General features: G+C 70.1%; 10 protein-coding genes. 6 read left to right on the plus strand and 4 right to left on the minus strand.

Annotated elements, in window-relative coordinates; translation table 11 throughout:
• The 5 genes from PFX98_RS23070 (at window position 1) to PFX98_RS23090 (ending at window position 6,627) form a co-directional block, all read left to right on the plus strand.
• Window positions 1–2,823 (plus strand): serine/threonine-protein kinase, encoded by a 2,823-nt coding sequence (locus tag PFX98_RS23070; protein WP_285232816.1) that lies wholly within the window; start codon window positions 1–3, stop codon window positions 2,821–2,823.
• A 72-nt stretch (window positions 2,824–2,895) separates the two neighbouring features.
• The gene (locus PFX98_RS23075; RefSeq protein ID WP_285232817.1) at window positions 2,896–3,546 is read left to right on the plus strand and encodes a DVUA0089 family protein; all 651 of its coding nucleotides are present in this window, start codon (window positions 2,896–2,898) and stop codon (window positions 3,544–3,546) included.
• A 17-nt stretch (window positions 3,547–3,563) separates the two neighbouring features.
• On the plus strand, window positions 3,564–4,613 hold the full coding sequence (locus PFX98_RS23080; protein ID WP_285232818.1) for a DNRLRE domain-containing protein: 1,050 nt from the start codon (window positions 3,564–3,566) through the stop codon (window positions 4,611–4,613).
• A gap of 41 nt (window positions 4,614–4,654) precedes the next feature.
• Window positions 4,655–5,638, plus strand: a complete 984-nt coding sequence (locus PFX98_RS23085) for a DNRLRE domain-containing protein (RefSeq protein WP_285232819.1) — start codon at window positions 4,655–4,657, stop codon at window positions 5,636–5,638.
• A gap of 29 nt (window positions 5,639–5,667) precedes the next feature.
• Window positions 5,668–6,627, plus strand: a complete 960-nt coding sequence (locus PFX98_RS23090) for a DNRLRE domain-containing protein (protein WP_285232820.1) — start codon at window positions 5,668–5,670, stop codon at window positions 6,625–6,627.
• A 17-nt stretch (window positions 6,628–6,644) separates the two neighbouring features.
• Here the strand turns inward: PFX98_RS23090 and PFX98_RS23095 are convergent, their stop codons facing one another.
• From PFX98_RS23095 to PFX98_RS23110, 4 genes are read right to left on the minus strand one after another with little or no spacing between them, the layout of a single operon-like run.
• Window positions 6,645–7,937: an ABC transporter ATP-binding protein gene (locus PFX98_RS23095; RefSeq protein ID WP_285232821.1), complete on the minus strand. Its 1,293-nt coding sequence runs from the start codon at window positions 7,935–7,937 to the stop codon at window positions 6,645–6,647.
• Window positions 7,938–7,945: 8 nt separating this feature from the next.
• Window positions 7,946–9,679, minus strand: a complete 1,734-nt coding sequence (locus PFX98_RS23100) for an ABC transporter permease (protein WP_285232822.1) — start codon at window positions 9,677–9,679, stop codon at window positions 7,946–7,948.
• A gap of 52 nt (window positions 9,680–9,731) precedes the next feature.
• Window positions 9,732–10,556: a LytR/AlgR family response regulator transcription factor gene (locus PFX98_RS23105; RefSeq protein ID WP_285232823.1), complete on the minus strand. Its 825-nt coding sequence runs from the start codon at window positions 10,554–10,556 to the stop codon at window positions 9,732–9,734.
• A 3-nt stretch (window positions 10,557–10,559) separates the two neighbouring features.
• Window positions 10,560–11,645, minus strand: coding sequence for a sensor histidine kinase (locus tag PFX98_RS23110; RefSeq protein WP_285232824.1), 1,086 nt, complete (start codon window positions 11,643–11,645; stop codon window positions 10,560–10,562).
• 100 nt (window positions 11,646–11,745) lie between these two features.
• Between PFX98_RS23110 and argH the strand changes: the two genes are divergently transcribed.
• Window positions 11,746–13,161: an argininosuccinate lyase gene (gene argH / locus PFX98_RS23115; protein ID WP_285232825.1), complete on the plus strand. Its 1,416-nt coding sequence runs from the start codon at window positions 11,746–11,748 to the stop codon at window positions 13,159–13,161.
• Window positions 13,162–13,201: the final 40 nt, after the last annotated feature.

The following is a 13,201-nucleotide window of genomic DNA, read 5'->3' on the forward strand; positions in this document are numbered from 1 at the left end:
ATGAGCAGCAGCAGCGCCGCCGACCCCGATTTCGCCCAGGTCAAGGCGCTGTTCAACGAGATCTGCGACCTGCCCGACGAGGCCGCGCAACGCCGGCGTTTGGCCGAGCTGGGCGCCCCGGCGCAGCTCTGTGCGCGCGTGCTGCGCCTGGCCGGCCACGACGCCACCACCCGCTTTGCCAAGCCGGTGGCGGGCATGCTGGCCAGCGTCGGCGGCGCCGAGCTCAGGCCCGGCGAGCGCCTGGGCGCCTGGACCCTCGTGTCCGAGCTGGGCCATGGCGGCATGGGCATGGTCTACCTGGCCGAGCGCAGCGACGGCCATTACCAGCAGCGCGCCGCCATCAAGCTGCTGCGCGGCTGGTCGGGCGAGGCGGCGCTGGCCCAGCTGGCGCGCGAGCGCCAGATCCTCGCCTCGCTGAACCACCCCCATATCGCGCGCCTCATCGATGGCGGCAGCACACCCGGCGGCCAGCCCTATCTGGTGATGGACTATGTCGAAGGCCAGCGCATCGACGTCTACCAGCACGAGCACGAACTCGGGCTGGAGGCCACGCTGGAGCTGTTCCTGATGGTGTGCGAGGCGGTGGCCTATGCGCACCGCCAGCTGGTGGTGCATTGCGACATCAAGCCCGGCAATGTGCTGGTGGGCAGCGACGGCCGCGCCATGCTGCTGGACTTCGGCATCGCCCAGCTGCAGGGCAAGCGCGCTGAGAGTGGCGTGGACGGCAGCGCGCAGGACGGTGAGACGCTGGCGCTGACGCCACGCTATGCCAGCCCCGAGCAGCGCGCCGGCGCGCCGGCCAGCAGCGCCAGCGACATCTACAGCCTCGGCGCCATGCTGGGCGAGCTGCTGCAGGCGCTGGGCCCGGCGGCGGCGCGGCCCGCGGAATGGCAGGCGATCGTGCGGCGCGCCACCGCCGCGCAGCCGGAGGCGCGCTACCTCAGCGTGGCGGCGCTGATGTCGGATCTGCGCCGTTATCGCCAGCATCTGCCGCTGGCCGCGCTGCCGCGCAGCCCCGGCTACGTGGCGCGCAAATTCCTGCGGCGGCGCTGGCCCTGGGTGCTGGCCGGCAGCGGTGCGCTGCTGATGGCGGCCCTGTTCACCCTGCGCGTGGTGCAGGAGCGCGACCGCGCACTGCAGGCCGAGGCGCTGGCGCGTGCCTCGGCCGCGCAGGCGGAGCGTTCGGCCGCGCAGGCACAGGGCGCCGAACGCCATGCCCTGGCGGAACGCGACCAGGCAGCCCAAGCGCGCGCCCAGGCCCAGCATGAGCGCGACGCGGCCCTGGCCGCCGAGGCACGTGCCGATGCCGAGCGGCGGCGCGCCGAGGCGGCCCGCCGGCTGGCCCAGCAGGAGGCCGAGACCACGCGCCAGGTGAGCGACTTCATGGTGGCGCTGTTCGAGGGCGCCGACCCGCGCGTCTCGGGCCGGCCCGACCTGAGCGCCGCAACCCTGGTGGACAAGGGCCGCGAGCGCATGGACCGCGACCTGCAGGGCCAGCCGGCGCTGCAGGCCTCGATGAAGGGCGTGCTCGGCAAGGTCTACGAGAACATCGGCAAGCCGCGCGCCGCGGTCGAGCTGTACGAACAGGCCATCGCCCTGGAGCGCGCCAAGCCACAGCGCCAGCCGCTGCGCGAGGCGGCGCTGCTGAGCCGCCTGGCCGTGACGCTGTCCAACGATGGCCAGGAGGCCAAGGCGGTGGCGCCGGCGCGCCGCTCGCTGGCGCTGCGCCAGCCCCTGGTGGCGGCCGATGCCCTGGAGCTGGCCGACGCCTACAACACCCTGGGCCTGGTGCTGACGCGCGTCGACGCCCTCGACGAGGCGCGCCGCTGCCTGGACAAGGCGCTGGCGATACGCCTCGCCAGGCAGGGTGCCGAGCACCTGGACGTGGCGATCGCGATCCAGAACCTCGGCTCGCTGGCGCTGCGGGCCGGCCAGTTGCGCGAGGCCGAGGCGCAGTTCCGCCGCGCCCTCGAACTCAAGCGCCGCCTGCTCGGCGAGCAGAATCCTTCGGTGCTCACCAGCATGCAGTCGCTGGCCGTGGTGCTGGCCGCCCAGCACCGCGTCGACGAGGCCGAGGCCCTGCTGCGCGAGCTGGTGGCGCAGCGCCGCGCCGTGCACGGGCCGCAGAGCGCCACCGTGGCGAGCGCGCTCAACGAACTGGCCAGCGTGCTGCAGGACGGCGGCCGCAGCGCCGAGGCGATCGCCGCCTACCGCGAGGCGCTGGCCCTGCACGAGCAGTTGCAGGGGCGCGGCTCGGTGAGCGTGGCGGTCAATATCAACAACCTCGCCACCGCGCTGGAGGATCTGGGCGACCCGGCCGCCGAAAGCCTGTACCGCGAATCGCTGGCGATCCGGCAGGCCGCCCTCAAGCCGGACGACCTGAGCTTGGCCCGCGCGCGCCACAACCTGGGCCGCTGGCTGCTGCGCGCCGGCCGCCTCGCCGAAGCCCAGCCGCTGCTCGAAGAGGCGGCCGTGCAGCGTCGCAAGCGCCTGCCGGCGGTCCACAACGACCGCATCGACTCCGAGCTGACCCTGGCCGAAGCCGCCCTGCTGCAGGGCGACAGCAGCACGGCCGCGGCCGGTGTCGCACTGGTGCAGGCACAGGAGGCGGCGCTGCGGCCGCTGCGCCGCGTGGCCTTGCTGCGCCTGCAAGGCCTGCTGGCCAGCCATCTGCAGCAGGCACAACAGGCCTTGGAGCATCACCAGGCTGCACTGCAACTGGCCCTGGCCACGGTAGCGCCCGAACACCCCAGCCTGCGGCGTCTGCGTCTCGATGTGGCCGAGGCGGCCGCCGCCCTGGCTCGGACTCTGGACAAACCCTAGGCCCTGATAGGCCGGCCGGCGCCACCGCCCTTATCCCCATAGAGCAGCAAAGCGCTGCAACAGGGGATCAAGATGAAAGCAACCATCTGGGCCGCAATGGCCCTGGCGAGCCTCGGACTGGGTATCGCGCAAGGCCCGGCCCAGGCCGCCACACAGTCCTTCCAGGGCGATTTCAGCCTGGACGACGAGCTCTTCAGCACCAGCGTCTGGCTCAGCCAGGACGACCAGCTGAGCGTGCAGAGCTTTTCGTTTGCGGGCGGGCAGAACGCGCTGGGCCAGCAGATCGCCGCCGGCGGCTTCGCGCCGGTGCTGGCCCTGTTCAGCGCGGGCGGCGAACTGCTGCAGCTGGCGCGCGGCAGCGCCGGCGCCTGCGGCGACCCGAGCAGCCCGGACCCGGCCAGCGGCTTTTGCTGGGATGCGCACTTCAGCATGGCCCTGCCGGCCGGCCACTACACCCTGGTGCTCTCGCAGGATGGCAACGAGCCGCTCGGCAGCCTGCTCAGCGACGGCTACAGCCAGACGGGCATCCCCGACTACACCGGCCTCGCCTACCTGGGCCAGCCCGGCCAGCATTTTGTGCAGGTTGATGCCAGCCAGCGCAGCGGCCACTGGGCCTTCGACATGCAGGCCGCCAGCGTGCCCGAGCCCGCCAGCGCGCTGCTGATGCTGCTGGGTAGCGCCGCACTGATCGCGCGGCGGCGTCGTCACCTGGAACAGGCCTGAGGCCAAGGGGAATGACCATGAAGCACTTCCGCATCGCCAGCGCACTGGCCCTGCTCGCATGCACCGGCGGTGCGCGCGCACTCGATGTGCCGCTGCAGGCCGACGCGCAGATCAGCAACCTCACGCCCAGCATCAATTTTGGCAGCCTGCCACAACTGGGTGTGGGCGGCGGCGCCAGCGTGCTGCTGCGCTTTGACCTGGCCGGCGTGCTGCCCGCCGGACTCAGCGCTGCCAAGCTGCAGAAGGCCAATTTGAAGCTGTTCGTCAACCGCGTCGGCGTGCCCGGCGCCATCGAGGTGCTGAGCGTCAACGGCGGCTGGGGCGAAAGCAGCGTCAGCGCCGCCGCCGCGCCCCCCAACAGCGGCGCGGGCAGCGGCCCGGTAGCGACGGTGAGCCAGGCCAACCAATACATCAGCATCGACATAACGAGTCAGGTCAAGGGGTGGATCAACAACCCCGCCAGCAATCTGGGCCTGCTGCTGCAACCCGCCTTGAGTGCGCCGGCTACACAGCTGTTCCTGGACAGCAAGGAAAACGCCGCCACCGGTCACGGCCCCAGCCTGGACATCAGCCTGATGGACCAGGGGCCGGTGGGCCCGCAAGGGCCCCAGGGCCTGCCAGGCCCGACCGGCCCGGTCGGGCCCAAGGGCGACACCGGCGCCACCGGCCCGGCCGGAGCCACGGGAGCAACCGGCGCAACGGGCACCCAGGGTCCGAGAGGCCTGACCGGTGCCACCGGCGCAACAGGCGCAGCGGGCCCGCAAGGGCCGCAGGGGCCGGCGGGGCCGGTCAACCTCACCTACGGCCGCTCCGACTTCAGCCTGCCAGCCAACAACCATGCCTCTCTCAACCTCTACTGCCCCAGCAATATGTTTGTGGTGGGTGGTGGTTGCGGTCACCGCGACTACAACAGCGCGCAGACCGACATCACGGTCAACTACGCCGGCCCCAACCCCGACAACCAGCGCGGCGGCTATGCCTGCCGCATCAACAACAACTCGAGCAGCAGCCGGGCGGTGCGCGCCTACGTCATGTGCATCAGCGCCAGCAATGTCACCGGCCCCTGAACCCGCCATCAGCCCATTGGCCCATTGATCAAGGAGTGAGCATGTTGTCCCATCGATTCATCCGCGCCAGCGCGAGCTTGGTCCTGCTTGCCTGCGCCCTGCCGGCGCAGGCCCTCGACGCCCCGCTGGCCGCCGATAGCCATGTCAACAGCCTGCTGCCCGGCAACAACTTCGGCAGCCTGCCGACGCTGAACGTGGGCGGTGGCGCCAGCGCCCTGCTGCGTTTTGACCTGGCCACCCTGCCCGCCGGCGCCACGGCCGCCAAGCTGGTGAAGGCCAATCTGATCCTCTACGTGAACCGCGTCGGCGCCCCCGGCGCGATCGAGGTGCTGGGGCTCAACGGCGCCTGGGCCGAGGGCAGCGTCACGGCTGCGAACCAGCCGCCCAACGCTGGCGCCGGCAGCGGCATCAGCGTGCCAGTGGGCGCCGCCAACCAGTTCCTCAGCGTGGACCTGACCGGGCTGGTGAAGCAATGGATCAGCAACCCGGGCAGCAATTTCGGCGTGGCCCTGCAGGCGGCGCTAAGCGCACCGGCCACCGTGGTCTTCTTCGACAGCAAGGAGAACACCGCCAGCGCCCATGTGGCGCGCCTGGACCTGACGATGGCGGACCAGGGGCCGAAAGGTGACGCCGGGGCGCCTGGCGCAACCGGTGCAACCGGTGCCACCGGGCCGCGGGGTCTGACCGGCAGCACCGGTGCTACCGGCCCACAAGGCGCCCAGGGTGTGCAAGGCCAGCCCGGCCCGGTGAACCTGACCTATGTATCGGTGACCGAAACCCTGGGCGGCAACTACTGGGCCGGCTATACCGCGTCCTGCCCGGCCAACACCTACCTGACGGGGGGAGGTTGCGGCCACCGCGACAACAACAGCGCCCAGGACGACGTCAAGGTGAACTACGCCGGCCCGCGGCCGGACTCGCCCACGCGCAACTACCAATGCAATCTGCGCAACACCTCGGGCGACGGCCGTGCCATCCGCGTCTGGGCCATCTGCGCCTCGGCCAGCAGCGTCACCTTGCGCTGAAACGTCGCAGCCAATACCAGGAGCCATCCATGATCCGCAGCCGCCGTGACCTCACCGCCTTGCTGGGCCTGCTTGCCGCCGGCAGCGCCATGGCACTTGACCTGCCCTTGCAGGCCGACGCCCATATCAATGCCAGCATGCCAAGCGCCAACTTCGGCGCCCTCGGTACGCTCAATGTCGGCAACGGCGCCAATGCCCTGCTGCGTTTTGACCTGGCCACCCTGCCCGCCGGCACCACGGCGGCCAAGCTGGTGAAGGCCAATCTGATCCTCTACGTGAACCGCGTCGGTGCCCCCGGCGCGATCGAGGTGCTGGGGCTCAACGGCGCCTGGGCCGAGGGCAGCGTCACGGCTGCGAACCAGCCGCCCAACGCCGGCGCCGGCAGTGGCATCAGCGTGCCGGTGGGCGCGGCCAACCAGTACATCAGCGTGGACCTGACCGGCCTGGTCAAACAGTGGATCAGCAACCCCGGCAGCAACTTCGGTCTGGCGCTAACGACGGCCCTGAGCGCCCCGGGCACGGTGGCATTCTTCGACAGCAAGGAAAACACCGCCACCGCCCATGTGGCCAGGCTGGACCTGACCCTGGCCGACCAAGGGCCCAAGGGCGACACCGGCGCCACCGGGCTGACCGGGGCGACGGGCGCCAAGGGTGCCACCGGCGCGACCGGCGCGATCGGTGCGACGGGTCCGGCAGGGATCCAGGGGCCGCAGGGCCAGGCCGGCGTATCCGGGCACCAACGCGTCAGCGCCACTACCAGCATACCGGCCAGCTTCCTGGCCACCCTGGTGGCCAGTTGCCCGAGCGGCAAGAAGGTGCTGGGCGGTGGCGTGCAATTCCCCAGCCTGGGCAGCCAGCTGGATCAGCTCAAGCTGGTGATGCACCAAAGCTATCCGTCCAGCGACAGCAGCTGGCAGGTCTACTTCTCCAACACCAACGCCTTCGCGGTCCAGGCCACCGTGTGGGCCATCTGCGCCAGCGCGCTGTAGCAGCACGGCGAGGGCGCTCAGCCCTCCCCCGACTCCGGTAGGTGGATCATGCCGGTGTGGTAGTTGTACTCGAACACCTCGCCATAACGCGCCCATTCGATGGCCACCTGGAGCACGCGCTCGGCCTCGTGGGCGTCCATGCTCTCCTGCAGCAGCTTGAGGAAGGGCTCCTCGCGCAGCTCACCATGCGCCTCCTGCTCCAGGCTGTGGCGGATGAAGGCGGCGATCGGCACATGGGCGAGCAGCTGCTGGCCGAAGATCTCGCGGCGGAACTCGTGCTCGCCCTCCACATACTTCTGGCCCAGCGGCGTGATGAGGATGTCGCCATGCTCGAGCTGGGCCAGGCCCAGGCGCTGCAGCGCATCGGCCAGCGGCAGCAGGTCCTCGTCGGTGAGCTCGCTTTCCTCGGCCAGCTGGGGCAGGTCGGCGCGGCCCTTGAAGCGCTCGTCCACCAGCAGCTCCAGCAGGCTTTCCATGCGGCCCACGTCGGCCTCGGGCAGGCGGTCGGACAGATGCGGCTTGGGCGCCTCGGCCTGGCCGGCAGGCACGGCGCCCACCGTCATCAGGCTGTAGACCTCGTCGATCAAGAGGCGCACCTCGGGGCTGTCGGGGTGGCGCGGCCGCGGCAGGCTGATCGGCAGCTCGGCGCGCACCCGGCCGGGGTTGCTGGAGAAGATCAGCACCCGGTCGGCCATCAACACCGCTTCCTCGATATTGTGCGAAACCACCAGCATGGCTTGCGTCGGCATGCTGCCGCCGTCCCAGAGTTCCAGGATCTCGTTGCGCAGGCGTTCGCCGGTGAGCACGTCCAGCGCCGAGAAGGCCTCGTCCATCAAAAGCACCGCCGGCTCGGTGACGAGGGCGCGTGCCAGGCCCACGCGCTGGCGCATGCCGCCGGAGAGTTCACGCGGCAGCGCGCCTTCGAAACCGGCCAGGCCGATCAGCTCGATCGCCGCCTCGGCACGCTTGGCGCGCTCGTCCGGCGCCACGCCGCGCGCCTCCAGGCCCAGCTCAACGTTCTGCTGCACCGTCAGCCAGGGGAACAGCGCAAAGGACTGGAACACCATGGCAATGCCCTCGGCCGGGCCGAACAGCGGCTGGCCGCGGTAGCTGACCGTGCCACCATCCACCGGAATCAGCCCCGCCATGATGCGCAGCAAGGTGGACTTGCCCGATCCCGACTGGCCCAGCAGGGCCACGATCTCGCCCTTGGCGAGCTCGAAGTCCACCCGTTCCAGCACCGAGCGCGAGCTGCCGTCCGAGGACTTGAAGCTCTTGGCCACGTTTTTCAGTTCGATCAGATTCGTCATGGCTGGGTTCAGAAGTGCATTCTTTGCTCGGCGAGCCGGTACAGGCGCCGCCACACCCAGTGGTTGAGCGCCATCACGAACACGCACATCACGCCAATGCCCAGCGCAATGCGCGGGAAGTCGCCGGCCGCCGTCATCTGCTGGATATAGCTGCCCAGGCCCTGGGCCTGCAGCGTGGTGTCACCCCAGCTCACATATTCCGCCACGATGCTGGCATTCCAGGATCCGCCGCTGGCGGTGATGGCACCAGTCACGAAGCTCGGGAAGATCGCCGGCAGCAGGTAGCGCCGCCACATCAGCCAGCCCTTGAGCCCGAGGTTGTGCGCCGCATAACGCAGCTCCGAGGGGATGGTGGAGGCGCCGGCCACCACATTGAAGAGCAGGTACCACTGGGTGCCCAGGATGATGAGGGGCGAGAGCCAGATATCCGGATTGAGCTGCCAGCGCAGGATCAGTATCACCGCCACCGGAAACACCAGATTGGACGGGAAGGCCGCCAGGAACTGCGCCAGCGCCTGCACCCGGCCCGCGATGCGCGGGTTGAGCCCTATCCATACACCGATGGGCACCCAGATCAGCGAGGCCACCGCGATCAGCACCAGCACGCGCGCCAGGGTGTAGAAGCCCAGCTTGAAGACATGGCCCACTTCGCCCCAGCCCACCTCGCCATGGATGAAGCTCACCAAGCGCCAGAGCGCGAACATCACCAGCGCCGCCAGCACCGCATCCCAGACACGAGCCCAGAGCGGATTGGCGGGCTTGGGCCGGGCGCGAATGGAGGTGCCGTCGAAGCGCAAGCGCATCGGCGCGAAGCTGGACGTGAGCCAGCGGCCCGGCCAGTCGCCCAGGCGTTGCAGCAGCGCGGTGCGACGCAGCCAGGTCAACAGCCAGGAGGTCGGCGCGTTCTCGCTGCCCGACTCCTCGAAACGGAACTTGTCGGCCCAGGCCAGCAGCGGGCGGAAGAACAGCTGGTCGTAGAGCAGGATGCCGATCAGCATGCCCAGGATGGCATAGCCGATGGCGTGCAGGTCCTTGGCGGCGATGGCCATGGCGATGTAGGAGCCCACGCCCGGCAGCTTGATGTCCTGGTTGGCCACCGAGATCGCCTCCGAGGCGACCACGAAGAACCAGCCGCCCGACATGCTCATCATCATGTTCCACAGCAGGCCGGGCATCGCGAACGGCAGCTCCAGGCGCCAGAAACGCTGCCAGGCCGACAGGCGGAAGATGCTGGCAGCCTCCTGCAGTTCGGCCGGCACGGTGCGCAGTGACTGGTAGAGGCTGAAGGCCATGTTCCAGGCCTGCGAGGTGAAGATGGCGAAGATGGCCGCGCATTCCACCCCCAGCAGGCTGCCCGGGAAGAGCGCGATGAAGCCCGTCACCGTGATGGACAGAAAGCCCAGGATGGGAATGGACTGCAGGATGTCCAGCAGCGGCACCAGCAGCTTCTCGGCCGCGCGCACCTTGGCGGCGAGCGCCGCGAACACGCAGGCGAACAGCACCGAGGCCGCCAGCGCCAGGAACATGCGCAGCGTGGTGCGCAGCAGGTAGTAGGGCAGCGCCAGCGGGTCCAGGCTGATGGGCAGCACCTCGCCCACATGGAAGGGCCTGGCCATCTGCGTGGCGGCCAGCGCCAGCAGGCTGAAGCCGGCCAGCACCAGCGGCAGCAAGGCCCAGTCCCAGCGGTTGAGCGCGGGCTCGACCACCTGGCGGGGAAAGAATTCTTGGCGCTGCTCCTGCATGGTGGGCCATGCTAGGCGATGTCAGCTGAGCGGAAGCTGACTTGGAGCCAACTCAGCCCGATGCCGCCGCCAGCGCCTCGCGCACCGCCGCCACCTGGCGGCGCGAGACCGACAGCCATTCGTTCACCGTGGCAACGCGCACGGCCCAGCCCTCGGCGCCTTCGCTGGCCTCGCCGGCCTCGGCCGCCTCGGGGCTGCCGCCGTCGCTGGGGGCGTGGCGCTCGAGCTCGCGCACCGCCGCCTTGGCCACCAGGGCATTGCGGTGCACGCGCAGAAAGCGCTCGCCCAGGCGCTGCTCGAGCTCGCTGAGGCTGCCGTCCATCACATAGCTCTGGCTGGCGGTGCGCAGGGTCAGGTACTTGAGCTCGGCCTTGAAGTACAGCACCTCGGCCAGCGGCACGCGGATCAGGCGGCCGCGGTCGCTGATATTGATCACCGGGCCCTCGGCGGCCGCGTCGGCGGCGCCCTGCTGCGACCGGGCGGCGGCGCGCTCGGCGATGCGCTGAGCCACGCGCGCCAGCGCCGCCTGCAGGCGCTCGCGCCGCACCGGCTTGGTGAGGTAGTCGATCGCCTCCAGTTCGAAGGCGCGCAAGGCATGCTCGGCATGGGCGGTGACGAACACCACCGCCGGCCGCGGCTCGCGCTCGCGCAGCGCGTCGGCGAGCTGCAGGCCATCCGGGCCGGGCATCTGCACGTCCAGCAGGATCAGGTCGCAGCCATGGTCGCGCAGCCATTGCTGGGCCTGCGAGGCGGTGCCGGCCTCGGCCACCACCTCGGCATGCGGCTCGGCGCAGCTCTCCACCAGGCCGCGCAGGCGCATACGGGCGAGCGGTTCGTCGTCGACGATCAGGACCTTGAGGGCGGGCTGCAGGTGCATGGTTCAGCGGGGCAGAACGATTCGGACGGTGAAGCGGCCGGGCTCCTGGCGGACCTCGAAGCGCGCGGCCACATCATGCATCAGACGCAGGCGGTCGCGCACATTGCGCAGCGCCAGGCCATGGCCGGGCACGCTGGAGGCGGCGCCCACGCTGTTGCTCACCAGGATCTCGACCTCGGCGCCGCGGCTCTTGGTGCGCACCTCCAGCGCGCCGCCGGCGTCGTTGGGCTCGACGCCATGGCGCACCGCGTTCTCCACCAGGGGCTGCAGCAGCAAGGGCGGCACGCGCGCATTGCCGGCGCTTTCGTCGAGCTGCCAACGGATGCGCAGGCGCTCGCCGAAGCGGATCTGCTCGATGTCCAGATAGCGCCGCGCCAGCTCCACCTCCTCGTTGAGGCTGACCACCGTGCTGGCCTCGGCCAGGGCCACGCGGAACAGCTCGCTCAGGTCCTCCAGCACCGCCTCGGCGCGGTTCGGGTCCACGCGCACCAGGGCCATCGCGGTGTTGAGGGTGTTGAAGAGGAAATGCGGGCGGATGCGCGATTGCAGCTCCACCAGCTGGGCCAGGGCATCGGCGGGTCGCTGCGAGCGCTCGCGCAGCTTCATCCAGTACAGCAGCATGGCCGCCATGGCGGCGCCGGCCAGCGCCACGCTGAGCTGGCGGAACCAGCCGCTGGGCTCGTCGCTGGCAAGGTTGAGCAGCTGCCAGCCCAGGCTGGCGCCCAGCGCCCCCAGGCCCAGCAGCACGGCCCATTGCCAGGGCTCGCGCAGACGCGCCAGCGGCCGGCGCGCGCCGCACACCAGCAGCAGCCAGAACAGCACGGCCGAAAGCGTCACCACCGTGCCGCTGCTCATCCACCACAGCCATTGCAGGGGTTCGCGCGCCGCCAGCGCCAGGCCCAGGGCCAAGAGGGCCTGCACGCCCAGCACCGCGCGCAGCACCAGGCCCACATGGCAGACGTCGAAGACGCGCTCGCCGTCGAACAGCGGCGCCACCTGTTCCTCCACCTCGGCGGGCGTGGGCGCCAGGCCCAGCATGCTGGTGAAGTTGCGGCTGTCGTGCCAGTCGTTGTGGTGCTTGCCTGCCATGCCGAGGGGCCAATGGGGCCCCGCCCTTAGAATCAATGCCCGCATTCTGCTTCAGCGGCGCGCCCTGCCCCTTTTCCACCCTTCCCGCACCCTTTCCGCCATGTCCGCCGACAACCAACTCGACAACAAGTCCCAAGCCTGGTCCGCGCTGTTCTCCGAACCGATGAGCGAGTTGGTGAAGCGCTACACCGCCAGCGTGTTCTTCGACCAGCGCCTCTGGAAGGCCGACATCCAGGGCAGCCTGGCGCATGCCGAGATGCTCGCCGCGCAAGGCATCCTGAACGCCGAGGACCACGCCGCCATCCAGCGCGGCATGGCGCAGATCACGAGCGAGATCGAGGCCGGCCAGTTCGAATGGAAGCTGGACCTGGAGGACGTGCACCTGAACATCGAGGCGCGCCTGACCACCCTGATCGGCATCGCCGGCAAGCGCCTGCACACCGGCCGCAGCCGCAACGACCAGGTGGCCACCGATGTGCGCCTGTGGCTGCGCGACGAGATCGATGCCATCGGCGCGCTGCTGCAAGCCCTGCAGCTGGCCATGGTGGAGGTGACGGAGCAGAACGCCGAGGTGATCCTGCCCGGCTTCACCCACCTGCAGGTGGCCCAGCCGGTGGCCTTTGGCCATCACCTGCTGGCCTATGTGGAGATGTTTGCGCGCGATGCCGAGCGCCTGGCCGATGCGCGCCGCCGCGTCAATCGCCTGCCGCTGGGCGCCGCGGCGCTAGCCGGCACCAGCTACCCGCTGGACCGCGAGCGTGTGGCCAGGACCCTGGGCATGGAGGGTGTCTGCCAGAACAGCCTGGACGCGGTGAGTGACCGCGACTTCGCGATCGAGTTCAGCAGCGCCGCCGCGCTGGTGATGGTGCACATCTCGCGCCTCAGCGAAGAGCTGATCCTGTGGATGAGCCAGAGCTTCGGTTTCATCGACCTGGCCGATCGCTTCTGCACCGGATCAAGCATCATGCCGCAGAAGAAGAACCCCGACGTGCCCGAGCTGGCGCGCGGCAAGACCGGCCGCGTGGTCGGCCATCTGATGGGCCTGATCACCCTGATGAAGGGCCAGCCGCTGGCCTACAACAAGGACAACCAGGAAGACAAGGAGCCGCTGTTCGACACCGTCGACACCTTGAAGGACACGCTGCGCATCTTTGCCGAGATGATGGGCGGCCTGACCGTCAAGCCCGAGGCGATGGAGCGCGCGGCCTTGAAGGGTTATGCCACCGCCACCGACCTGGCCGACTACCTGGTGAAGAAGGGCCTGGCCTTCCGCGATGCGCACGAGATCGTGGCCCATGCGGTGAAGACCGCCATCGCCACCGGCCTGGACCTGTCGCAGCTGCCGCTGGCCGAACTGCAGAAGTTCGATGGCCGCATCGAGGCCGATGTGTTCGAGGTGCTGTCGCTGCGCGGCTCGCTGAACGCACGCAACATCCTGGGCGGCACCGCGCCGGCCCAGGTGCGCGCCCAGGTGGCGCGCCATCGCGCCCGGCTGGCCGCCGCCGCGGCGCATTGACATGTCGCAAGCCGGGGCGCGCCCGCGCGCCCTATGCTGA

Source organism: Paucibacter sediminis, assembly GCF_030254645.1.
In the GTDB taxonomy this organism is placed as follows: domain Bacteria; phylum Pseudomonadota; class Gammaproteobacteria; order Burkholderiales; family Burkholderiaceae_C; genus Paucibacter_B; species Paucibacter_B sediminis.

Bases quoted from the DNA above. Each gene is read 5' to 3' on its own strand.
- PFX98_RS23110 (WP_285232824.1), bottom strand. From the start codon at position 11,645: ATGGCAGGCAAGCACCACAACGACTGGCACGACAGCCGCAACTTCACC.
- PFX98_RS23090 (WP_285232820.1), top strand. From the start codon at position 5,668: ATGATCCGCAGCCGCCGTGACCTCACCGCCTTGCTGGGCCTGCTTGCC.
- PFX98_RS23070 (WP_285232816.1), top strand. From the start codon at position 1: ATGAGCAGCAGCAGCGCCGCCGACCCCGATTTCGCCCAGGTCAAGGCG.
- PFX98_RS23085 (WP_285232819.1), top strand. From the start codon at position 4,655: ATGTTGTCCCATCGATTCATCCGCGCCAGCGCGAGCTTGGTCCTGCTT.
- argH (WP_285232825.1), top strand. From the start codon at position 11,746: ATGTCCGCCGACAACCAACTCGACAACAAGTCCCAAGCCTGGTCCGCG.
- PFX98_RS23105 (WP_285232823.1), bottom strand. From the start codon at position 10,556: ATGCACCTGCAGCCCGCCCTCAAGGTCCTGATCGTCGACGACGAACCG.
- PFX98_RS23075 (WP_285232817.1), top strand. From the start codon at position 2,896: ATGAAAGCAACCATCTGGGCCGCAATGGCCCTGGCGAGCCTCGGACTG.
- PFX98_RS23095 (WP_285232821.1), bottom strand. From the start codon at position 7,937: ATGACGAATCTGATCGAACTGAAAAACGTGGCCAAGAGCTTCAAGTCC.
- PFX98_RS23100 (WP_285232822.1), bottom strand. From the start codon at position 9,679: ATGCAGGAGCAGCGCCAAGAATTCTTTCCCCGCCAGGTGGTCGAGCCC.
- PFX98_RS23080 (WP_285232818.1), top strand. From the start codon at position 3,564: ATGAAGCACTTCCGCATCGCCAGCGCACTGGCCCTGCTCGCATGCACC.